Here is a 22,580-nt window from a genome sequence, read left to right as displayed (position 1 = left end):
CCGACCCGGTCGCCGTCGCCTTCAACGCGCTGGGCACCCCGGCCGACTGCACGGGGCTGCGCAGCGTGCACCTGGAAGGCCCGCAGGTGCTGTGGCTCGTCGTGGCCGGTGCCCTCGACCTGTTCGCCGTCGACGCCGTGCAGCAGGGCCACTGGCACTACCTGGGCCGCCTCGAACCGGGCACGCTGCTCCTCGGCCCGGTCGAGGGCCCCCAGCACACCCTCGTCGGCCGCCCCCTCCAGGGCTGCGAGCTGCGCCGGATCCCGCTGCGCGAGCTGTACCGCCCGGACTACGGCGACACCTGGTCCTACGAGCAGCAGTACCCGAGCCAGTACGACACCCAGGATGCGGCCCTGAGCCTGCTTGAGCACGCCTTCGCGCTCGGCATCGGACGCGGCCACCGGGTCCTGTTCGAGGCGCCGCTCGACGGCCGCACCATGGGTGAGGACCCCAACGACGCCGTGGCCGACGACGACATCCTCTGGATGCCGGTGGCGCCGGGCAGCGTGCAGTACGGCGCCGCCTACAGCGCGGAGGCCGCGGGCGATCTGCTCGTCGACGCCGCGATGTGGCAGCGGATGGTCAACCAGCAGTACCGGCTGCTCGCCACGCTCGACCGGTGGATCGAGCGCCTGGAGCGGGCCCACGAGGACCGTACGGCCGCCGGAATCAAGGCGGGCGAGAGCGTCCGTGAGCAGGCCGACCGGACGCTGATCGCCTCCATCGGCCGCTCGGGGCGGCGCGGTGCGCGCCGTGCGGAGTCCGGCGGCGGTGCCGACGCGACGTACTCCGCCTGCCGACTGGTCGCGGGGGCGGCGGGCATCACGCTGTCCGGCGCAGCGGAGGGCGGTGCGGTGAGCGACCGGATCGATCCCGTGGAGCAGGTCGCGGTGGCCTCGCGGATCCGCACCCGCGCCGTCCGGCTCGACGGGCGGTGGTGGCGTGAGAACGCGGGCCCGCTCGTGGGGCACCGTGCGGCGAGCGGTGCGCCGGTCGCACTGCTGTGGCGGCGCGGCGGCTACGAGTCGGTGCACCCGACGTCCGGGCGGCGCACCCGCATCGACGCGGCCAACGCCGACGAGTTCGAACCGCAGGGCGTCATGTTCTACCGGCCGCTGCCCGAGCGGCCGTTGACGCCGTGGCGGCTGTTCCGCTTCAGCCTGCGCGGCACCGGCGGCGATGTGCGCAACCTCGCGCTCGCCGGTCTGGTGACCGTGGCGATCGGGGCTCTGGTGCCGATCGCGACGGGGCAGGTGCTCGGGGTGTTCGTGCCGAACGCCGAGAAGAGCCTCATCGTCCAGGTGTCCCTGGCCGTCATGATCACCAGCATCGTCTCGGCGGCGTTCATGCTGCTCCAGAACCTCACCGTGCTGCGGATGGAGGGACGTATGGAGAGCACGCTGCAACCGGCGGTCTGGGACCGGCTGTTGCGGCTGCCCACGCGCTTCTTCGCCGCGCGCTCCACCGGCGAGCTGGCGAGCGCGGCCATGGGCGTCAGTGCCATCCGCCGGATCCTGTCGGGGATCGGCCCCGTCGCGCTGCAGGCAGGCTCGGTCGGCGCGATGAACCTGGTCCTGCTGCTGTTCTACAGCGTCCCCCTCGCCCTGGCCGCGCTGGCGATGCTGGCCGTCATCGCCGCCGTGTTCCTCACACTCGGCCTGTGGGAACTGCGCTGGCAGCGGCGCCTGGTGGAGCTCGGCAACAAGCTCAACAACCAGGCGTTCCAGACGCTGCGCGGGCTGCCCAAGCTCCGGGTGGCGGGCGCGGAGAGCTTCGCGTACGCGGCCTGGGCGGGCGAGTTCGCGCGCAGCAGGGAGCTGCAGCAGCGGGCAGGCCGCATCAAGAACGTCACCACGGTCCTGAACGCCGTCTATCTGCCGCTCTGCACGCTCGTCATGTTCGTACTGCTCGCGGGCCCGGCACGCGGGAGCCTGACCGCGGGTGAGTTCCTCACCTTCAGCACCGCAGTGACGATGCTCCTGACGTCCGTCACCCAGCTCACCGGCGCGCTGATCTCCGCAGCCTCGGTGCTCCCGATGTTCGAGCAGATCAAGCCGGTGCTCGACGAGGCTCCGGAAGTACGCTCCGGCAGCACGCAGCCGGGCGAGCTGCGGGGCGGGATCGAGGCGCGCGGCCTGTCCTTCCGCTATACCGACGACGGCCCGCTGGTCCTTGATGACGTGTCGCTGGCGATCGGGCCCGGCGAGTTCGTGGCCGTCGTCGGCCCAAGCGGCTGCGGCAAGTCGACGCTGCTGCGGCTCCTGATCGGCTTCGACGAGCCGGTCTCGGGCAGCGTGCTCTACGACGGACAGGACCTGTCGGCCCTGGACCAGTCGGCAGTGCGCCGCCAGTGCGGTGTGGTGCTGCAGAACGCCCAGCCGCTCACCGGGTCGATCCTCGACTGCATCTGCGGCGCCGAGTCGTTCACGCAGGAGGAGGCGTGGGAGGCCGCCGCGATGGCGGGGCTCGCCGAGGACATCAAGCGCATGCCGATGGGCCTGCACACGATGCTCTCCGGCGGCGGGGCGGTCTCCGGCGGCCAGCGCCAGCGCCTGATGATCGCCCAGGCCCTGATCCGCCGCCCGCGTGTCCTCTTCTTCGACGAGGCGACGAGCGCCTTGGACAACGAGACGCAGCGCACGGTCATCGACAGCACTCGTGCCCTCAACGCCACGCGCATCGTGATCGCCCACCGCCTCTCCACCGTCATGGACGCCGACCGGGTCGTCGTCATGGCGGAGGGCCGCGTCGTGCAGCAGGGCCCGCCCGCACAGCTGTTGGCCGATACGGGCGGGCGGCTGCACGAACTGGTGCGGCGGCAGCTGCGGTGAGGCCCGCTGTTCCGAGTGGTGCGGGCCGCTATGCGGGGCGGGCCTCGGCCGCGGCGCGGGCCGCGTGCGGAAGCGCGTCGAGGATCCTGGTCACCGCGCGGTCGTCGTGGGCGGCCGTGACGAACCACGCCTCGTACACGCTCGGTGGCAGGGCGACGCCGCGGTCGAGCAGGGCGTGGAAGAACGGCGGGAACCGGAAGGTCTCCTGCGCCTGTACGGCCTCGTAGTCCCGGGCCGGTTCCGGGGCGAACAGGACGGAGAACAGGTTGCCTGCGGACTGGACGGTGTGGGCGACACCGGCTTTCGTGAGCGCCTCGGACACCGCCGCCCGCAGCGTGCCGCTCACCCGGTCGAGTCGGGCGTAGGTCTCCTGGTCCGCGAGCCGCAGCGTGGCGAGCCCGGCCGCGACGGCCAGGGGGTTACCCGACAGGGTGCCCGCCTGGTAGACGGGCCCGTTCGGGGCCAGGTGCTCCAGGACGTCGCTTCTGCCGCCGACCGCGGCCACGGGCATGCCGCCGCCGATGACCTTGCCGAAGGTGACCAGGTCGACGTCGTAGGGCAGTTCGGCGGCGCGCGTCCTCTCCAGGCCCCAGTAGCCGTCCGGCGCGACCCGGAACCCGGTGAGGACTTCGTCGAGGATCAGCAGGGCGCCGTGCTCGTGGGCGATGGAGGCGAGGGCCGCATTGAATCCGGGATCGGGCGCGACGACCCCCATGTTCGCGGCCGCCGCCTCGACGATGACGGCCGCGATGCGTCCCGGGTGGGCCGCGAAGGCGGCGCGCACCGCGTCGGGGTCGTTGTAGGGCAGGACCAGGGTCTGCTCGGCGATCGGCTCGGGGACACCGGCCGACGCGGGCAGGCCGAAGGTGGCCACGCCGGAGCCCGCGGCCGCGAGGAGGCCGTCGGAGTGCCCGTGGTAGTGACCGGCGAACTTCACCAGGAGCGGCCTGCCGGTGAAGCCGCGTGCCAGGCGGATCGCGGTCATGGTCGCCTCGGTGCCGGTGGACACGAGCCGCAGTTCGTCGATGAGGCCACCGGTCGCACGAGTGCCGCCGAGCCGTCGGACGACCAGCTCGGCGAGCTCGGTCTCGGCCGGGGTCGTGGCGCCGAAGGACAGCCCGCGGGCCGCGGCGTCCTGCACCGCGGAGACGACCTCCGGGTGGGCGTGACCGAGGATCGCGGGCCCCCAGGAGGCGACGAGGTCGACGTACTCACTCCCCTCGACGTCGGTGACGTACGGACCGGAGGCGGAGACGAGGAAGCGGGGCGCACCGCCGACCGAGCCGAACGCCCGCACCGGTGAGTTGACCCCGCCGGAGATGACCTTCCGGGCCCGGGCGAACTCTGACTCGTTGCTCGTCCCGCCGGTCGGAGCGGGCGAGGCGGGGGAATTGGTTGGAGCAGCCATGCAGTCAGTCTAGGACGGCGCCCGATGCCGTCACGCGCAGCGGCACGCCGTCAACTTCCTTACTGAGCAGGCCAGTTCGGGCAACGCGCGAGTGGAGCACGGATGGAGTGGCGGTGGAACACGGGTGGAGCAACAACAGCCCCAGCCGTCACTTTCGGACAGGTTGCCGAGCCCGCTCCCCCGCCTGGTGACCCCGCGTCCGGCGCACCGGCGTCGCTGGTGGCGAGCTTGACCACGGCCTCGCGGAACGGCTCCCCGAGGGCCCGCGCTGACTTGAATCGCCGGGTCCCGTGGACACTACACCGACCTCTCGTTACGGTCGGTCGAATGCTGACAGCGAGGCTGCACGGAATCGGGGACCTGCGCGTCGGGGACGAGCCCGCGCCGGAGGCCGGGGCGGGCGAGGTCCTGGTGCGGGTGACCGCGATCGGGATCTGCGGATCGGACCTGCACTGGTACGAGGACGGCGCGATCGGCGACGCGAAGCTGAGCCGACCGCTGGTGCCCGGGCACGAGGGCGCCGGGGAGATCCTGACCGGGCCACGGCGCGGGGAGCGGGTCGCGATCGACCCGGCGTTCCCCTGCGAGGCGTGCCGGGCGTGCCGGGAAGGCCGCCAGAACCTCTGCTACAACATCGTGTTCTCCGGGCACGGAGTGACGGACGGGATGATGCGCGAGGTCATGCCGTGGCCCGCGCACCGGCTGCACCCGCTGCCGGACACGGTGTCCGACGCGGGCGGTGCGATGCTGGAACCCCTGGGCGTCGCGCTGTGGTCGATGGACCTGGGACAGGTGCCGTTCGGCGGCACGGCGGCGGTCGTGGGCTGCGGGCCGCTCGGTCTGCTGCTGATCCAGCTCCTGCGGGCCGCCGGGGTGTCCCGCCTGATCGCGGTCGAACCGCTCGCGCACCGGCGCGAGGCCGCGGCCAAGTGGGGCGCCGACGAAGTCCTTGACCCGACGCCGGACTCCGGGGCGGCCGACGGCGACACTTCCGTCCATGACTTCTCCGCGTACGGCGTCGACGTCGCGTTCGAGATGGCGGGGAACGACGACGCGGTCCACATCGCCATGGAGTGCGTGCGTCCGGGCGGACGCGTGGTGCTCGGCGGCATACCGGGCTCGGACACGACGACGTTCCGTGCCTCGCTCGCGCGCGGCAAGGAGCTGACCGTCGCCATGGTGCGCCGGATGGGCGAGGTGTACCCGCGCGTCATCGATCTGGCCGCGCGCGGTGTCGTGGCGCTCGACCCCCTGGTCTCGTCCCAGGTACCGCTGGCCGACGCGTCCGCCGCATTCGCCGATGCGCAGCGCCGCACCGGCCATAAGGTCGTCATCACGCCTTCTGCGTAAGCTTGTTGCGCGCCGAATCGCGGCATGCCGCGCGGCGTCGCGATGTGCGCGGCGACGGGTCGGACAATGGGCGGAATCGAGGACGCCGGAAGCGGCATGATCCATAACGCTGCTATTCTCGCCGCTTCCGCCCACTGAGAGTCCCACGGCGCCCATGTCGCCGCCGAGTTCGGAGTTCCGGCAGTGCTTTTCGACGTCACCCGCAGCGAGGTCACCGGCATCTTCGGCGAGGACGGGCTCTCCACTCTGCCCGCCACCGCTTTCCCGCCCTCCGCCGCGGACACCGAGGGCGCCCGCCTCCTGCAGACCGTCGGCGTCCCGACCGGGACCTTCTACCTGCGTGAACCCGACGAGGACTCCGGCCTGCTGCCCCTCGTCCAGGACGTCGTCGACGCCGAGGACTTCGAGGACGCTCCGCAGGACGCGGGCCAATGGCCCGTCTTCGGCTGGCTGCTCAACGCCCACATCGCCCTCGACCCCGGTTCCGGCAAGGTGTACGCCTTCGACCCCGACGAGCAGACCGGGCAGGAACTCCACGCGGACGTCTCCTCCCTCGTCCAGGTCGCCGTCCGGCTCCAGCGCCTGCTCGAAGAGTTCACCTTCAGCGGTGGCGACGACGAGGAAGCCGACTTCGAGCGCCTGGAGTGCGAGGTCGAGCGCATCCGCCAGGAGACGAGCAGCATTGACCCGCTGCCTTTCCAGGACGATTCCGGGGAGGACGACACCGTCTGGTCGGTGCTCAGCGAGGAGATCGCCATGGGCCAGCACTTCACAGGCGATGGCTTTCCGACTGCTTGAAGACGTAGGGCCAATGACCTAGTCCCATGGGGTCCATTCAGGTCACACCCATCCTTCTCCAACTGGCTTGTTCCGGCCCGGTGATGACGCCTCTCTAAAGCGACGCCAATCCCGCCCAAGAGCCGGGTTGACCCTCCGCAGCGCGTGTCCCTAGCCTCAAAATGGCCACGCCACGTATGGCTACGGCACATACATAGTCGACAGCCCTTTTGGGGTTGACTCCGGTAGGAGGTGACGATGTCCGATTTAGCGGCGCGCGGTATTGCGAAGGAACCGATCGCGATCATCGGGATGGCATGCCGGTACCCCGGCGGCATTACGACCCCCGACGAACTGTGGGAATTCCTGACGGCGGATTCCGAGGCAATTTCTGATTTTCCCGCTGACCGCGGATGGGACGTCGACCGCCTCCGGTCGGACCCCGCGCGGGCCGGTGCGAGTTCGGTGGACCGCGGTGGATTCCTCGATGCCGCGGAGTTCGACGCCTCGTTCTTCAGCATCTCGCCGCGGGAGGCAGTCGCCATGCACCCCGAGCAGCGCATCCTGCTCGAGGTGTCGTGGGAGGCCTGTGAACGCGCGATGCTGGATCCCCTGTCGGTGAGCGGGACGAACATGGGCGTGTTCGCGGCGCGGCTCTCGACCGAGTACGGGCCACCGATGCACCTGGCGCCGGAAGCGTCCTCCGGGCTGATGCTCACCGGGAACATCCCGAGTGCCATCAGCGGCCGGATCGCCTACACGCTGGGCGTCGTCGGACCTGCGATCACGATCGACACCGCCTCGTCAGGTTCGCTGGTCGCGATCCACCTCGCGGTGCAGGCACTCAGGGCCGGGGAGTGCGACCACGCGCTGGCGGGCGGCGTCTCGGTCATGCCCACGCCGGGGTTCTTCACCGAGTTCACCAAGCAGCAGGGGCTCGCGCCGGACGGCCGGCCGAAGCCCTTCTCCACCGACGCGGACGGCACCGTCTGGTCCGAGGGCGCGGGCATGGTCATGCTCACCCGCCTTTCGGATGCCCGCGCGAACGGCCATCGCGTCCTCGCGGTGATCCGCGGCTCCGCGGTCAACTCCGACGGCGCGACCGAGGGCCTGGTCGTACCGAGCGCCCCGGCCCAGGAACGGCTGATCGTCCGGTCGCTCGCCAACGCCGGTCTCTCGTCCACCGACGTGGACGCCGTGGAGGCACACGGGTCGGGGACCAGGGCCGGTGACCGGGCGGAGGCGGGCGCCCTGATCGCGACGTACGGGGTCGGCCGCCCGGCGGAGCGGCCGTTGCTGGTCGGGAGCGCGAAGTCGAACATCGGTCACGCCCAGGCCGCGGCGGGCGTGGCCGGAGTGATCAAGACCGTGCAGGCGTTACGGCACGGGGTACTCCCCGGCCTGGTGCACTTCTCGTCGCCCACGCGCCACGTGGACTGGGCAGGGGGCGGGGTCACACCGCTGGCCAAGACCGTGGAGTGGCCGAGGCAGGACCGCCCGCGACGCTGCGGGGTCTCCTCCTTCGGCGTGGCCGGTACCAACGCGCACCTGATCCTCGAAGAGGCGCCACGCGAAGACATAGAGGAGACAGAGGAGACAGAGGAGACAGAGGAGACGACCGAGGCCCGCGGCTCCGGCGACGCGGCGGCGGCCGGTGCCGCGCGGCCGACGCTGTTGCCGTGGGTGGTCTCGGCACGGAGCGAGGCGGGGCTGCGGGCGCAGGCGGCAAGGCTGCTCGACGTGGCCGGTACCGAGCGCCCCGAGGACGTCGGCCTCTCACTGGCGGTGACGCGCGCACGGTTCGACCACCGGGCAGTGGTGCTCGGTTCAGGGCGCGAGCCGTTGCTTTCCGGACTGGCGTCGTTGTCTCGCGGAGAGCCGTCCGCCCATGTGGTGCGGGGAACGGCAGCACCGGACGCCCGGCCCGTGTTCGTCTTCCCGGGGCAGGGAGGCCAGTGGCCGGGCATGGCGTCTGCCCTCGCGAAGTCCTCCCCCGTGTTCGCGAAGTACCTCGCCACGTGCGGTGAGGCGCTGGGGCGATACGTTCCCTGGTGCCTGTCCGACGTACTGGAAGAGGTGGAGGGAGCACCCGGGCTCGACCGTGTCGATGTCGTGCAGCCGGTGCTGTGGGCCGTGATGGTGTCGCTCGCCCAGGTGTGGCGCGAGCACGGCGTCGAACCGGCCGCGGTCGTCGGCCACTCCCAGGGCGAGATCGCCGCGGCATGCGTGGCCGGGGCGCTGTCCCTGGACGACGGAGCGCGCGTGGTGGCGCGGCGCAGCCAGCTGGTGGTGCCGCTGTCCGGCAGTGGAGCGATGCTCTCGCTCGGCCTCGGCGCCGCCGAGGCTCGGAAGCGGACGGCCCGTTGGGGCACGCGTCTGTCTGTGGCCGCGGTGAACGGCCCGGGATCCGTTGCGGTGAGCGGCGATCCCGAAGCGGTCGCGGAGCTGCAGGCGGAATGTGAGGCCGACGGCGTCCGTGCCCGCACCATCAACGCTGATTACGCGTCGCACAGCAGCCATGTCGACCCGATCAAGGACGAACTCCTGGACGCGCTGGCCGACGTACGGCCGCAGCAGGGATCCGTGCCGATGATCTCGACCGTGACCGGAGAACCGGTCGGCCACAAGGAGCTCGACACCGACTACTGGTGGCGCAACCTGCGCCGGACCGTGGAGTTCGAAGCGGCCTCACGCCACCTGCTGACGGCCGGTCACCACCTCTTCATCGAGATCAGCCCGCACCCCGTCATGGCCTTCGGCCTGGAGAGCACCATCGAGGCCACCGGCGCGAACGCCGCCGTCATCGGCACCCTGCGCCGCGACGACGGCGGCCCCGACCGCATGACCACCAGCCTCGCCCAAGCCCATACCCACGGCGTGCCCGTCGACTGGAACACCCACTTCACCCACTTCACCCCCGCCCGCCCCCGACGCATCCCCCTGCCCACCTACCCCTTCCAGCGTCGGCGCTACTGGCTCAGCGGGCCCGACGCGTCCGTGCTCGGCGGGGATTCGGCCGACGTCGTCGACGCCGCCGCGGCGGCCGCCGTCCAGGAGCCTGCGACGGCATCCCCCGGTGCCACCGCCACCTCCCCGCGCGACGTGCAGGAACTGCTGGCGGGCGAGATCGCCGCCGTGCTCGGTCTGGAGGCGTCGGCCCAGGTTGCGACGGGCCTCTCGTTCAAGGCGCTGGGGTTCGAGTCGATGACGGGCATGGAACTCCGTAACCGGCTGTGCGGCGTGACGGGGCTCCGGCTGGCGACCACCCTCATCTACGACTACCCGTCACCACGCGAGCTCGTCGACCACCTGCTCACCAGGCTCGGCCCCGACAGCCCCGACAGCCTCGCCAGCCCGAACGAAGCCGACCGCGCCGCCACCGCCCCCGTGCCCGCGACCCGCGGCGAGCACGCCTTCGACGACATGGACAGCGATGAGCTCGTGCGGCTGGCACTGGGCAAGAAGCGCCCGACTGACGTCAGTTGACCGGGGCTGCCTGACCGGCTGTCCGACCGGCCGTCGGCCGACCATTTCCGCGATCGCACATGCTTGAAGGAGTCACGTTGAACACGTCGGTTGACGAGTTGGTCGAGGCACTGCGCGAGTCGTTGAAGGAGAACGAGCGGCTCCGGGCGACGTTCACCGAGCCGATCGCGATCATCGGGATGTCGTGCAGGTTCCCCGGCGACGTGATGTCACCGGCCGACCTGTGGGAGCTCGTGGCGGCCGACGGCGACGCGATCGCGCCGTTCCCCTCCGACCGCGGCTGGGACACCGACAGCCTCTACCACCCCGACGCGAACCACGCCGGAACGACGTATGTGCGCGAGGGCGGATTCCTGCGGGACGCCGCCTACTTCGACGCGGGGTTCTTCGGGATCACGCCGCGGGAAGCCACCGCCATCAACCCGCAGCAGCGGCTGCTGCTCGAATGCGCCTGGGAATCCCTGGAGCGGGCCGGTATCGACCCGACCGCACTCGTCGGCAGCCGCACCGGTGTCTTCGCGGGCGTGATCTACCAGGACTACAGCGTCCCGCTGCAGTCCCCGCCGGACGACGCGGAGGGCTACCTGCTGACCGGTGAGCTCGGGAGCGTCGCCTCCGGCCGGATCGCGTACACGATGGGCCTCCAAGGACCGGCGATCACGCTCGACACGGCGTGCTCCTCCTCGCTCGTCGCGCTGCACTCGGCGGCCGAATCGCTGCGCCGCGGCGAGTGCTCGCTCGCGCTGGCGGGCGGCGCGACCGTGATGTGCCACCCGCGTGTGATCACCGAGATGTCCCGGCAGGGCGCGCTGTCGCCCGACGGCCGCTCCAAGCCCTTCTCCGACAGCGCCGACGGGGCGGGATGGGGCGAGGGCGCGGGCATGCTCCTCCTGGAGCGGTTGTCCGACGCCCGGGCGAACGGCCATCAGGTCCTCGCCGTCGTCCGCGGCTCCGCGGTCAACTCCGACGGCGCGAGCAACGGCCTGACCGCGCCGAACGGTCCTTCGCAGCAACGGGTCATCCGCGACGCCCTGCGCGCCTGCGACCTGTCGCCCGCCGATGTGGACGCGGTGGAGGCGCACGGCACCGGCACCATGCTCGGGGACCCGATCGAGGCGGGCGCCCTGATAGCGACGTACGGGGAAGACCGCCCGGCCGACCGGCCGTTGTGGGTCGGGAGCGTGAAGTCGAACATCGGTCACTCCCAGGCCGCGGCGGGCGTGGCGGGAGTGATCAAGACGGTGGAGGCGTTGCGGCACGGGGTGCTCCCCGGGCTCGTGCACTTCTCGTCGCCCTCGCGCCATGTGGACTGGGCAGGCAGCGGGGTGGCGCCGCTGGCCAAGGCGGTGGACTGGCCGCGTGGTGACCGGCCGCGGCGCTGCGGGGTCTCCTCCTTCGGGGTAAGCGGGACCAACGCGCACGTGATCATCGAGGAGGCGCCGCCCGAGGAGGCAGCGGAATCCCGCGGCTCCGACGACGCTGCGGCAGCCGGTGCCGCGCGGCCGACGCTCCTGCCGTGGGTGGTCTCGGCACGCAGCGAGGCGGGGCTCCAGGCACAGGCGGCGGGACTGCTCCCGGTGGCGGAGACCGAGCGCCCCGAGGACGTCGGCCACTCCCTGGCGGTGACCCGCGCACGATTCGACCACCGGGCCGTGGTGTTGGGCGCCACACGTGAGCAACTGCGCGCAGGTCTCGCGTCGTTGGCGCGCGAGGAGACCTCGCCCGACGTGGTGCGGGGAACCGCATGGGCCGACGCCCGGCCGGTCTTCGTCTTCCCGGGGCAGGGAGGCCAGTGGCCGGGCATGGCGACGGCCCTCGCGAAGTCCTCCCCCGTGTTCGCCGATCATCTTGCCAAGTGCGGTGCGGCGTTGGGGCGTTACGTTCCCTGGTCCCTGTCCGACGTACTGGAGGAGGCGGAGGGAGCGCCGGGGCTCGACCGTGTCGATGTCGTGCAGCCGGTGCTGTGGGCCGTGATGGTGTCGCTCGCCCAAGTGTGGCGGGAGCACGGGGTCGAACCTGCCGCGGTGGTCGGCCACTCCCAGGGCGAGATCGCCGCGGCATGCGTGGCCGGGGCGCTGTCCCTGGACGACGGGGCACGCGTGGTCGCGCTGCGCAGTCGGGCGTTGGTGCCGCTCCTGGGGCGCGGAGCGATGCTCTCGCTGGGCCTCGGCGCCGCCGAGGCACGGAAGCGGACGGCCCGCTGGGGCACGCGTCTGTCGGTGGCCGCGGTGAACGGCCCGGGATCCGTTGCGGTGAGCGGCGATCCCGAAGCGGTCGCGGAGCTGCGGGCCGAGTGCGAGGCCGACGGCATCCTCGCCCGCATCATCAACGTGGACTACGCCTCGCACAGCAACCACGTCGACCCGATCAAGGACGAACTGCTGGACGCGCTGGCCGACGTACGGCCGCAGGCTGGATCGGTACCGATGGTCTCGGCGGTCACCGGAGAACTCGTCTCGCACGAGGAGCTCGACGCGGACTACTGGTGGCGCAACCTGCGCCGGACCGTGGAGTTCGAGGCCGCGTCGCGCAATCTGCTGACCGCCGGTCACCACCTCTTCATCGAGATCAGCCCGCACCCCGTCATGGCGTACGGGCTGGAGAGCACCATCGAGGCCACCGGCGCGAGCGCCGCCGTCATCGGCACCCTGCGCCGCGACGACGGCGGCCCCGACCGCATGACCACCAGCCTCGCCCAAGCCCACACCCACGGCGCGCCCGTCGACTGGGAATCCCACTTCGCCGCCGCCCGGCCGAACCGCGTCCCGCTGCCCACCTACCCCTTCCAGCGTCGGCGCTACTGGCTCGGCGAAACCCCGCGTGCCGGGCTGACCGATCTCTCCGCGGCCGGACTCGAACGTCCCGCCCACCCGCTCATCGGTGCCGGTGTGCAGCTCGCGGACACGGACGGGCACCTGTTCACCGCCCGTCTGTCGCTCGACAGCCATCCGTGGCTGGAGGACCACGGCGTCGGCGACGAGGTGGTCCTGCCGGGCACCGCCGTCCTGGAACTCGCCCTGCGGGCGGGGGAACAGGTCGGTGCGGAATGGGTGGACGAGCTCGTCCTCGAAGCCCCGCTGGTGCTGCCCGACGACGACGCCGTCCAGGTCCAGCTCACCGTCGGCTCCGTGGACGAGGAGGGCAGGCGCGGCCTCAGTGTGCACTCCCGTCAGGGGGGCATCGGCGAGTGGACCCGGCATGCGACCGGCGTGCTGTCCCCGTCGTGGGAGCCGCCGGGCGGCGGGTTCGCCGAGTGGCCGCCGACCGGCGCCGAGCCGGTCGACGTGGACACCGTGTACGAGCTCGCCGACCGGGCCGGACTGGCGTACGGGCCCGGGTTCCGCGGTCTGAAGGGCCTGTGGCGGCGCGGTGACGAGTACTTCGCGGAAGCGCGCCTGTCCGCGGAGAGCGCGGCGGACGCCGAGCAGTACGGGCTGCATCCTGCCCTCGCCGACTCGGTGCTGCACGGCTGCCTCGCCGCACTGGCCGACAAGAACGTGCTCAAGAGCGAAGCCGTCCTGCCGTTCACCTGGACGGGAGCAGGCCTCTACACGTTCGGCGCCGCCGCGGTCCGCGCGCACATCAGGGCGGTGGGCGACACCGAGTTCACCGTCGATCTCGCGGACGACACGGGAAGCGCCGTCGGGCGGATCGGCTCGCTGGCCTTCCGGCCTGCCGGGTCCCTGCTGCGGGGGACGGCCCAGTCGCTGTCCGCCGTCCGGTGGACTTCACTGGCTCCACCGGCAGACGTCACCCTGCCCGACGGGGGCCTCCAGCTCCTCGGCACGGGAGGTGACGCCCTGGGCCGTCTTCTCGCCGACGCCGGAGTCGAGTTCGGCATCTGCGCGGACGCCGCCGCGGCCGCCGCCGGACCGGGTCCGGTACTGCTCGACATCACACCGGTCGCCGGGGCCGTCGACACGGAAGGCCGAGGCGGCCGTGACGCGGCCGTGAGCCTGGCCCGCGCCGCCGTCGACGACGTACGACAGGTCCTGTCCGGCCTGCGGGAGTGGCTCGGCGCCACCGGGGACTCCCCCACCCGGCTCGCGGTGATCACACACCGCGCCGTCGGGACGGCCCCCGACGAGGACGTGACCGACCTTGCGGGCGCCTCGGTGTGGGGCCTGGTCAGAACGGCTCAGGCCGAGTATCCGGGGCGGCTCGTCCTGGTGGACGTCGACGACGAGCCGGCGTCCGTCGACGCACTACCGCTGGCCCTGCAGACCCCGGAGGACCAGATCGCGATCCGCGGCGGCCACCTCAGCACGCCACGCATCGGCCCGCTGCGCACCGAGGCCACCGCCCCGCCCCTCGCCGCCCCGGACCGGACCGTGCTGATCACGGGAGGCACCGGCGGCCTCGGCAGGCTGCTCGCCCGGCACCTCGCGACGGAGCACGGCATCCGGCACCTGCTGCTCGCCGGTCGGCGCGGCGAGAGCACGCCCGGGGCCGGCGAACTCGTCGCGGAGCTCGCCGAGCTCGGGGCAACCGCCCGCATCGCGGCGTGCGACATCGCCGACTACGACGCGGCCGCCGAGCTCCTGGACTCCATCCCCGCCGACCACCCGCTCGGTGCCGTGATCCATGCGGCCGGAGTCCTGGACGACGGCACCGTCGAGACGCTCACCGACGCACAGATCGAACGCGTCATGCGCGCCAAGGTGGACGGCGCCGTGAACCTGCACCAGCTGACCCTGGGCCATGAGCTGACCGGTTTCATCATGTACTCGTCGGTGGCCGGTGTCCTCGGCACACCGGGGCAGGCCAACTACGCGGCGGGCAACGCGCTCCTCGACGCACTCGTGCACCACCGCCGTGCGCAGGGGCTGCCGGGCATCTCGATGGCCTGGGGGCCGTGGGAGCTCGGCACCGGCATGACCGGGGAGCTGACCGAGGTGGACCACGCCCGGCTCGGCCGGTGGGGGCTGCTGCCGCTGGACTCCCAGGACGGCTGCGCGCTGTTCGACGCGGCCCGCGCCGCCGACAGCCCCCTCGCCATCCCCTGCCGCATCCAGTTGAGCAGGGCCCATGACGCCCAGCTCGTTCCGGCGATGCTCCGGGACATGGTCCGGGACGCGCCGCGGCTGCGGCAGGCCAAGAGCGCGGTGACCGCGGACTCCGGCGCGGGAGAGCGCGAGCGGCTGCGTGCCTTCCTCATCGGCCTGCCCGCCGAGGAGCGGCACACCGAACTGGTCGGCATCGTCGCCCGGCACGCGGCCGAGGTCGCGAACCTGCCCTCCGCCGACGACGTCGCCACCGACCTGCCGCTGATGGCGCTCGGCTTCGACTCGCTGGCGTCGCTCGAACTCCGCAACCGGCTCGTCCACCTGCTCGGTCTCACCGGGCTCCTGTCGGCCAACGCCGTCCTGCAGACCCCGACGCCCGACGGGCTCGCGGCACGCATCGCCGCGATCCTGGTCGACGAGGGCGAGACGTCGGCGCCGACGGCCCAGGCGGCCGCCGAGTCGCACGTGCGGCTGGCCGAGGACATCGTGCCCGCCGCGGACACGGCCCCCGCCGCCCTGACGGACGCCGGGCACCTGGTCGTCACGGGCGGCACGGGGTTCCTCGGCGCCTTCCTGCTGCGTGCACTGCTCGACCGCACATCGGCCACGCTGCACTGCCTGGTCCTTGCGGCCGACGCCGACGAAGGCGCGGCACTGCTGCGGGAGACGATGCGCCGCTACCGGCTGCGGGACGACGACCTGTCCGGGCGGCTCGTCGCGGTGCCCGGGGATCTCACCGAGCCCGAACTCGGCCTGACGGAGGCGGAGTTCGACACGCTGGCCAGGACGGCCGACGGCATCTTCCACTGCGACGCCTCCGCCGAGGAGCTGCAGGGTGCCGGGACCTTCGCGCCCGCGTACACGACCGGGACCGAGGAAGTGCTGCGCCTGGCCGCACGGCACCGGACGGTACCGGTCCACCACGTCTCGGCGCTGGACGTCTTCGCACAGCCGGGCCCCGACGGCCAGCCGTTGGCGGAGACTTCGCCGACCGGCCCGTTCTCGGCCCTGCCGCCCGGCCATGAGCAGGGCCTGTGGGAGGCGGAGGAGCTGGTCGCCCTTGCACGAGGGCGTGGACTGCCCGTCTCGGTGTACCGGCCGTCCCGGCTGTTCGGCGATCACGAATCGGGGGCCTGCCGGGCGGACGACCTGCTCTGGCGCGTCGTGAAGGGCTGTGTGCAGGCGGGCGCCGCCCCCTTGACGGAGCTGACCAGCGACATCGTGCCCGTCGACCACGCGGCGGCCGCCGTTGCCGCCCTGGCCTGCCAAGGGGATTCGCTCGGCGGGACGTTCCACCTGTCCAACCCGGAGCGGGTGCCGTTCGCGGCGGTCGTCGCCGCCCTCACCGCCCGCGGATACGCCTTGGCGGAGCTCCCGCCGGGGCTGTGGGCCGACATGGTGGGCGGCGATCCGGACAACGCGGCCCACCCGGTCCTCGAAACCTTCGCCGAGACCACCCTGGACCCCGAGGGACGCGGCCATCTGGCCTTCGGGTGCACCGCCACGCGCGACGCGCTCGCGACCGTCGACGTGTCCTGCCCTCCGGTGACCGCGGGGATGCTCGCCGCGACCATCGACTACTTCATCGAGACGGGTTACCTGCCGACGCCTTAGGAGGCTTCCAGTCGATGAGCGCCAAATACCACCTCGCGCAGGCGAACATCCTCTACGCGGTCGACTCACTGAAGTCGGAGACCCTCGCGAGTTTCCACGAGTTGGCCCTGACCATCGACGCGCTCGCCCGCAAGGCGCCCGGGTTCGTCTTCCGCCTCGAGTCGCTGTTCGACCTCCCTGAGGACCCGTACATGCTGAACGTATCGGTGTGGGAAACCATGGAATCGCTCCGGGACTTCACCTATCAGGGGGAGCACGCCGACTCCCTGCGGGTACGCCGGAGTTGGTTCAAGCCGCCCCGGGGCGCCCCGTCGGTCCTGTGGTGGGTGCCCGAGGGCAGCCTCCCCGACGTCGACGAGAGCATGGCCCGGCTCGGGATGCTCAACGCCAAGGGGCCGACGCCGGATGCCTTCACGTTCCGGCGCCCCTTCCCGCCGCCCCAGTCATGAGAGGACGAACCGATGCACCCTGAGAACCCTGTGCGGCCCGCCTCGCCGGACGAGGCGCTGCGGGCCTTCCGCGAGTTCGCCCGGGACGCCCTCCTCGGCCGCGACGCGGAGCTGGATTCGGGCGCGGAGCCGCCCTTGGAGCTCTATCGGCCGCTGCACAAAATGGGGCTGCTGAACTGGTGGATCCCCACGGAGTACGGAGGCGCGGGGCTCGGCCTGACGGACAGCGTCGACATCGTGTCGGAACTCGCCTACGCCGACGCGGGGTCGGCCTTCACGCTCCTGATCTCCGTCCTCAGCAGCTCGATGGTCTCGCTGTACGGATCGCCGGAGCTGAAGGACGAGTTCCTCACGGCGATGACGCGCGAGGGCGGCTATTCGGCGGCGCTGGGCAGCGAGCAGGAGGCAGGCAGCGAGCTGATCAACCTCACGACCACGCTGACCAGACGCGGCGACGAGGTGGTGCTCGACGGCGAGAAGATGTTCTCGACCAATTCCGGTTTCGCCGATTACCTCATCGTGTTCGCCAAGTCCGCAGCGGAGAAGGGAAAGGGCGCCGCCTATCATGCGGTGCTCGTGCCCCGCGGAACTCCGGGCGCCCGCGTGGTCAAACGGTGGGACATGATCGGCCTGCGTTCGGCCGGTACCTATCAGGTGTCTTTCACCGACTGCGCCGTGCCCAGTGGAAACGTACTGAACGGGCCCGGCCTCAAGATTATCGAGATCGGCCTGAATTCCAGCAGGATCCTGATCGGGGCCATCGCCCTCGGGGTGGCCAGGAGGATCCGCGACATCTGCCTGGATTACGCGATCACGAAACCGCTGGGCGGTCACAAGCTCATCGAGAACGCCGTTTTCGCGAGCAAGATCGGGCAGATGGAGATGCAGATCGAGGTCATGCGCAGTCAGTGCCGTGCGGCCGCGCGTGAATACGACGAGATCATGGCGATGCCCGACCCGCCCGCCGAATTCCTCCGCCGGGGCGCGCTCCGTTCCGCGTTGACCACGAAGATGTTCTGCGGCCAGACCGGCTGGCAGATCGCCACGGTGGGCTCGGAGATGTTCGGCGGCCTGGGCTATACGACGGACATGCCGATCTCCAAGTACCTCCGGGACATCCGGGCGGTGACCATCGTCGAGGCCGGGGACGACGTGTTGCGCGAGCTCGTGTTCCGGCGTTTCGTGCTCCCTCCCAATCGACGGATCTGAGGTACCGGCAGTGGGTCAGAGGTCGTTGAAGAAGCCGTCGCCGGGGCTCCAGCACGTGGTGTCCGGGTCGGGCCGTGGCCGTGTCTGTCTGGTGTGCGTGCCCCCGGCCGGTGGCGCCGCGGGCCCGTACTGGGCGTGGACGCAGTGGCTGCCGCCGCAGGCGGACCTGCTCCTCGTACAGCCGCCGGGCCGGGAGGACCGCTCCGCGGAACCACCGGAGTGGACGCTCGACCACCTGCGCAAGGAGTTCGAGTTCGCGCTCGCCGACCTGCCGGACATCCCCCATGTCGTGCTCGGCCACAGCATGGGGAGCCTGGTGGGCACGCACATCGCGACGTGGCTGGCGCCCCACAGGGACCTGCGGCGGCTGATCGTCAGCTCGTACCGTCCCGACCCGGGCGAGAGCCGCTTCTCCCGGGTGTTCCCCGGCGGCGGGATCGACTCGATCGACCTGGCGCAGTTCGCGGAACTGAGCGGAATCGGGGCGAAGGAGTGGCAGAGCCTGCCCGCGGAATTCCGGGAGCCGCTGGCGCGGCGCTGGTACGCGGACCTGAAACTCTCCGTCGACCTGCCCGTGCCTTCCGAACCGGTCCTGGACTGCCCGGTGACCGCGTGGCTCGGCGACGGCGACTTCATGGCCGAGGACGAGATGGCGGCCTGGTCGAAGCTCACCACGGGGACCTGCGAGGTGGAGTCCTGGCCCGGCGGCCACGACTATCTCTTCGCGCGGCCCTCGCCGGTGAGGGAACGGCTCGTCGAGCTCATCGAGAACGAGGGGTTGTAGTCACGCCGGTACTTGGTGGGAGTAAGACCGAACGCGCGGGCGAAGTGGGCGCGGAGGTTGGGCGCGGTGCCGAGCCCGCTGCGCTCGGCGACGGAATCGACCGACAGGCCGGTGCGCTCCAGGAGTTCCCGCGCCCGCGCGAGGCGCTGGAGGAGGAGCCAGCGGCTGGGCGTCGTGCCCAGCTCCGCCTGGAACCGGCGGATCAGGGTGCGGCCGGACACCCCCGCACGGTCGGCGATGTCCTCCACGCCGATCGGCTGCCCCAGCCGGTCCGCGGCCCACTCCAGGACCTCGCCCAGGCCCGCGCCGTTCCGCGGCGCCGCCATCGGCGCCTGCGCATACTGGGCCTGGCCGCCCGCGCGGTGCGGCGGGACGATCATCCTGCGTGCCACGGCGCTCGCGACCCCGGCCCCGAGATCCTCACGGATCAGGTGCAGGCACAGGTCGATCCCGGCCCCGAGGCCCGCGCTGGTGAGCACGTCGCGGTCGTTGGTGTACAGGATGTTCGGGTCGACCTTCACCTCCGGGAAACGGCTGGCCAGGATGGGCACGTGCGACCAGTGGCTGGTGGCCGTCCTGCCGTCGAGCACCCCGGCCGCCGCGAGCACGAAGGCGCCCGAGCACAGCGAGACCATCCTGGCGCCCCTCTCGTGGGCGGCGCGGACCGCGTCGAGCACCGGGGCGGGCGGATCACCGTGCACGTCGCCGGTGCCCGGCACGAGCACCGTGTCCGCGCCCACCAGGCCGTCGAGCCCGTGGGTGGCGCCCGACCCGAAGGCGCCGACGGGCCCGGAGTGATCGAACCAGGCGCGCAGCGGCACCAGGGATCCGGCCCCTCCGGCGCCGCACAGCCGTACGTCGTACCAGTCCCCCGCGTGGCCGACCGGTGGGGTGCCGAAGGCCTGGCATGCGATCGCGACCTCGATCGCGGCCTGCTGGTCCAGGAGCAACACCGCCACGGTGCCGGGAAGTCTGGTCATGTCGCGAAACTATCGGATGATGGCAAGGACGCCGCTCGTGATCGAAAATGCTGCTCTGTACGGTGCCGAGACGTGACAGCTCACCACACGGAATCCCCTGCCGTGGCACGTACCGACATCCGGCGCTGGCGAATCCTCGCCATCGCGTCGGCCGCCCAATTCCTGGCCATCCTCGACCTGTTCGCGGTCAGCGTCGCCTTCCCCGCGCTGGAGAGATCCTTCCACGGCGCGAGCCTCGCCGAGGTGTCGTGGGTGCTCAACGCGTACACGATCGTGCTGGCGGCGATGCTGGTACCGGCCGGGAGACTCGCCGACGACATCGGCCGCAAACCCGCGTTCCTGCTGGGGATGACCCTGTTCGGGGTGGCGTCGCTGGGCTGTGCGGTGGCCCCCGCGCTGCCCGTCCTCGTCGCGGCGCGGGTCGTGCAGGCAGCGGCGGCCGCGGTTCTCATCCCGACCTCTCTCGGGCTCGCGCTGCCCGCGTTCCCCCAGCACGAGCACGCCAAGGTGATGGGCATCTGGACCGCGGTCGCCGCGGCCGGTGCCGGGTCCGGGCCGGTGGCCGGAGGGCTGCTGCTGACCGCCGGATGGCGGTGGATCTTCCTGATCAACATTCCCGTCGTGGTGATCGCGGTGCTGGCCGGGCGCCGGGTGCTCCCGGCGTCCCCGCGGGGCGTGCGCGCGCGGCTCGATCTGCTGGGGGCGGCGCTGGTCCTGGCCACCGTGGCAGGCCTGACGACCGTGTTCACCCAGGCCTCCGTGTGGGGGTACGGCTCACCGGCCATCCTCGGGAGCGCCCTGGCGACGGTCCTGGTGGCGGCGCTGACCGTGCGCCACCTGCGCCGGGCCGCCGATCCGGTGGTGAGCTTCGACCTGTTCCGGCACCGGCTGTTCGCCGTCGCCTTCAGCGGTGTGTTCCTGTACTACCTGGCGTTCGCCGCGATGATCCTGGCGGCCACCCTCTTCCTCACGGGCCGCTGGCACTACTCCGTGGTGAACGCGGCGCTCGCGCTCGCCCCGATGCCCGCGAGCACCATGGCGACCGCGCCGCTGTCGGGCCGCATCGTGGCGCGCTTCGGCGCACGGGCCTCGGCGGTGCTCGGCGGGCTGACCCTGGCGGCGGGCTGCGGCTGGTGGGCGCTGACCGCGACGGACCGGCCGCAGTACCTCGTCGTGTTCCTGCCGGGCGCGATCCTCGCCGGGATCAGCACCGCACTGCTGCAGCCTCCGCTGTTCGGTGCGGCCGCCGCGCTGCCGTCGCGTCAGATCTCGCTGGCCAGCGGGGTGCTCATGATGTCCCGGCAGATCTCGTCGGCCCTCGGGGTCGCGATCCTCACCGCGATCCTCGGGCACCAGGCGCTGCACGGCTTCCGGGTCGCCTGGCTGGCGATGTGCGGGGCCGCGGTGGCGTCGGCGGCCGCCGGAATCCTGTTCCACGAGTCGAGGACGAGCCAAGGACGAGACGAAGGAGCTGCATGCCCATGACCGGACCATCCGAGGACGTCGTCCCGTTCCGGATCAGCATCCCGGAGTCCGCCGCGGCCGATGCGCGCGAGCGGCTGCGCCGGACCCGGTGGCCCGAGCCCGAGACCGTCGACGACTGGTCGCAGGGCACCCGGCTGACGTACGTCCAGGAACTGTGCCGGTACTGGCTGGAGGAGTACGACTGGACCGCGGCCGAAGCGCGGCTGAACCGTTTCCCGCAGTTCACCACCGACATCGACGGGCTGCGGATCCACTTCCTCCATGTCCGCTCCCCGCACCCGGACGCGGTCCCGCTGCTGATCACGCACGGCTGGCCGGGATCGACGGCCGAGTTCCACAAGGTCATCGGTCCGCTGGTCGATCCCGTCGCGTTCGGCGGCAGCGCGGCCGACGCGTTCCACGTGGTGTGCCCGTCCCTGCCGGGGTTCGGGTTCAGCGGCAAGCCGTCCCGGCCGGGGTGGGGCACGGAGCGGATCGCCGATGCCTGGGACCGGCTGATGCGGGGGCTCGGCTATCCGCGCTACGGCGCGCAGGGCGGCGACTGGGGCGCCCGCATCACGATGACGCTCGCGCAGCGGCATCCGGGGAACGTCATCGGCATCCACCTGAACATGGTGCCGTTCCCGGTGCCCGAGGACCCGAAGGTCGTCGTCGACCTCACCGAGGCGGAGCGTTCGGCCCTGGACCGGCTCGCCCGCCACCGTACGCAGGGTTCGGCGTACGCCGCCGTGCAGGCGACCCGCCCGCAGAGCATCGGCTACGGCCTGACCGACTCGCCCGCCGCGCTGGCCGCCTGGCTGATCGAGAAGTTCGAGGAGTGGAGCGACTGCGACGGCGACCCGGGCACCGCCTTCACCCACGACGAACTGCTCGACAACATCCTGATGTACTGGCTGCCCGCGACCGGGGCGTCGGCCGCCCGCCTCTACTGGGAGAGCTTCGCCGGAGCCACCGGGGACGAGGCGCCCGTCCCGGTGCCCACCGGATGCTCCGTCTTCCCGGCGGACTACTACCGGCCGTCCCGCCGTCTGGCCGAGCGCCGGTTCCCCGACCTGCGGCACTGGCACGAGCTCGACAAGGGCGGGCACTTCCCCGCCCTCGAACAGCCCGCCGCGCTCGTCGCCGAACTCCGCACCGCTTTCCGGCTGTTCGCCGACTGACAGCCGGAAAGCGGCGGCGTTCCCCGGCCCGCCCCGACAGC

Annotated in this window: 12 protein-coding genes; 10 read left to right on the top strand and 2 right to left on the bottom strand. The window is 71.9% G+C overall.

The annotated features are described in order from the left end of the window. Positions 1-29: 29 nt before the first annotated feature. Positions 30-2,831 carry an NHLP bacteriocin export ABC transporter permease/ATPase subunit gene (locus ABZV77_RS38285; RefSeq protein ID WP_356267394.1) on the top strand — a complete coding sequence of 934 codons (2,802 nt, stop codon included), beginning with the start codon at positions 30-32 and terminating at the stop codon, positions 2,829-2,831. Positions 2,832-2,859: 28 nt separating this feature from the next. Here ABZV77_RS38285 and hemL read toward each other — a convergent pair whose 3' ends face one another. After that, the gene (hemL, locus tag ABZV77_RS38280) at positions 2,860-4,239 is read right to left on the bottom strand and encodes a glutamate-1-semialdehyde 2,1-aminomutase (protein WP_356267251.1); all 1,380 of its coding nucleotides are present in this window, start codon (positions 4,237-4,239) and stop codon (positions 2,860-2,862) included. 327 nt (positions 4,240-4,566) lie between these two features. Between hemL and ABZV77_RS38275 the strand changes: the two genes are divergently transcribed. From ABZV77_RS38275 to ABZV77_RS38245, 7 genes are all read left to right on the top strand, one after another. After that, positions 4,567-5,589, top strand: a complete 1,023-nt coding sequence (locus ABZV77_RS38275; protein ID WP_356267249.1) for an alcohol dehydrogenase catalytic domain-containing protein — start codon at positions 4,567-4,569, stop codon at positions 5,587-5,589. A 183-nt stretch (positions 5,590-5,772) separates the two neighbouring features. Continuing rightward, positions 5,773-6,387, top strand: a complete 615-nt coding sequence (locus ABZV77_RS38270) for an SUKH-4 family immunity protein (protein ID WP_356267247.1) — start codon at positions 5,773-5,775, stop codon at positions 6,385-6,387. 237 nt (positions 6,388-6,624) lie between these two features. Then, positions 6,625-9,852, top strand: coding sequence for an acyltransferase domain-containing protein (locus ABZV77_RS38265; protein ID WP_356267245.1), 3,228 nt, complete (start codon positions 6,625-6,627; stop codon positions 9,850-9,852). A 98-nt stretch (positions 9,853-9,950) separates the two neighbouring features. Beyond that, positions 9,951-16,472, top strand: a complete 6,522-nt coding sequence (locus ABZV77_RS38260; protein ID WP_356267393.1) for a thioester reductase domain-containing protein — start codon at positions 9,951-9,953, stop codon at positions 16,470-16,472. A 14-nt stretch (positions 16,473-16,486) separates the two neighbouring features. Continuing rightward, positions 16,487-16,921 carry a DUF3291 domain-containing protein gene (locus ABZV77_RS38255; protein ID WP_356267243.1) on the top strand — a complete coding sequence of 145 codons (435 nt, stop codon included), beginning with the start codon at positions 16,487-16,489 and terminating at the stop codon, positions 16,919-16,921. Positions 16,922-16,933: 12 nt separating this feature from the next. Then, positions 16,934-18,130, top strand: coding sequence for an acyl-CoA dehydrogenase family protein (locus ABZV77_RS38250; RefSeq protein WP_356267242.1), 1,197 nt, complete (start codon positions 16,934-16,936; stop codon positions 18,128-18,130). Positions 18,131-18,140: 10 nt separating this feature from the next. Continuing rightward, positions 18,141-18,914 (top strand): alpha/beta fold hydrolase, encoded by a 774-nt coding sequence (locus ABZV77_RS38245; RefSeq protein WP_356267240.1) that lies wholly within the window; start codon positions 18,141-18,143, stop codon positions 18,912-18,914. On the opposite strand, the gene ABZV77_RS38240 is transcribed toward ABZV77_RS38245, so the two are convergent. After that, the gene (locus tag ABZV77_RS38240) at positions 18,845-19,894 is read right to left on the bottom strand and encodes a helix-turn-helix domain-containing protein (RefSeq protein ID WP_356267238.1); all 1,050 of its coding nucleotides are present in this window, start codon (positions 19,892-19,894) and stop codon (positions 18,845-18,847) included. The genes ABZV77_RS38245 and ABZV77_RS38240 overlap by 70 nt on opposite strands. Positions 19,895-19,996: 102 nt before the next feature. Between ABZV77_RS38240 and ABZV77_RS38235 the strand changes: the two genes are divergently transcribed. Together ABZV77_RS38235 and ABZV77_RS38230 are read left to right on the top strand one after the other, a co-directional pair. Further along, positions 19,997-21,379 carry an MFS transporter gene (locus ABZV77_RS38235; protein ID WP_356267236.1) on the top strand — a complete coding sequence of 461 codons (1,383 nt, stop codon included), beginning with the start codon at positions 19,997-19,999 and terminating at the stop codon, positions 21,377-21,379. Further along, positions 21,376-22,539: an epoxide hydrolase family protein gene (locus ABZV77_RS38230; RefSeq protein ID WP_356267235.1), complete on the top strand. Its 1,164-nt coding sequence runs from the start codon at positions 21,376-21,378 to the stop codon at positions 22,537-22,539. Before ABZV77_RS38235 ends, ABZV77_RS38230 begins: the two co-directional genes overlap by 4 nt. Positions 22,540-22,580: the final 41 nt, after the last annotated feature.

Source organism: Streptomyces sp. NPDC004732 (genome assembly GCF_040609235.1).
In the GTDB taxonomy this organism is placed as follows: domain Bacteria; phylum Actinomycetota; class Actinomycetes; order Streptomycetales; family Streptomycetaceae; genus Streptomyces.
This window is presented reverse-complemented; position numbering and strand designations above follow the sequence as displayed.

Excerpts from the sequence above, each read along its gene's own strand:
- ABZV77_RS38265 (WP_356267245.1), top strand. The coding sequence starts at position 6,625 with ATGTCCGATTTAGCGGCGCGCGGTATTGCGAAGGAACCGATCGCGATC.
- ABZV77_RS38275 (WP_356267249.1), top strand. The coding sequence starts at position 4,567 with ATGCTGACAGCGAGGCTGCACGGAATCGGGGACCTGCGCGTCGGGGAC.
- hemL (WP_356267251.1), bottom strand. The coding sequence starts at position 4,239 with ATGGCTGCTCCAACCAATTCCCCCGCCTCGCCCGCTCCGACCGGCGGG.
- ABZV77_RS38230 (WP_356267235.1), top strand. The coding sequence starts at position 21,376 with ATGACCGGACCATCCGAGGACGTCGTCCCGTTCCGGATCAGCATCCCG.
- ABZV77_RS38240 (WP_356267238.1), bottom strand. The coding sequence starts at position 19,894 with ATGACCAGACTTCCCGGCACCGTGGCGGTGTTGCTCCTGGACCAGCAG.
- ABZV77_RS38250 (WP_356267242.1), top strand. The coding sequence starts at position 16,934 with ATGCACCCTGAGAACCCTGTGCGGCCCGCCTCGCCGGACGAGGCGCTG.
- ABZV77_RS38255 (WP_356267243.1), top strand. The coding sequence starts at position 16,487 with ATGAGCGCCAAATACCACCTCGCGCAGGCGAACATCCTCTACGCGGTC.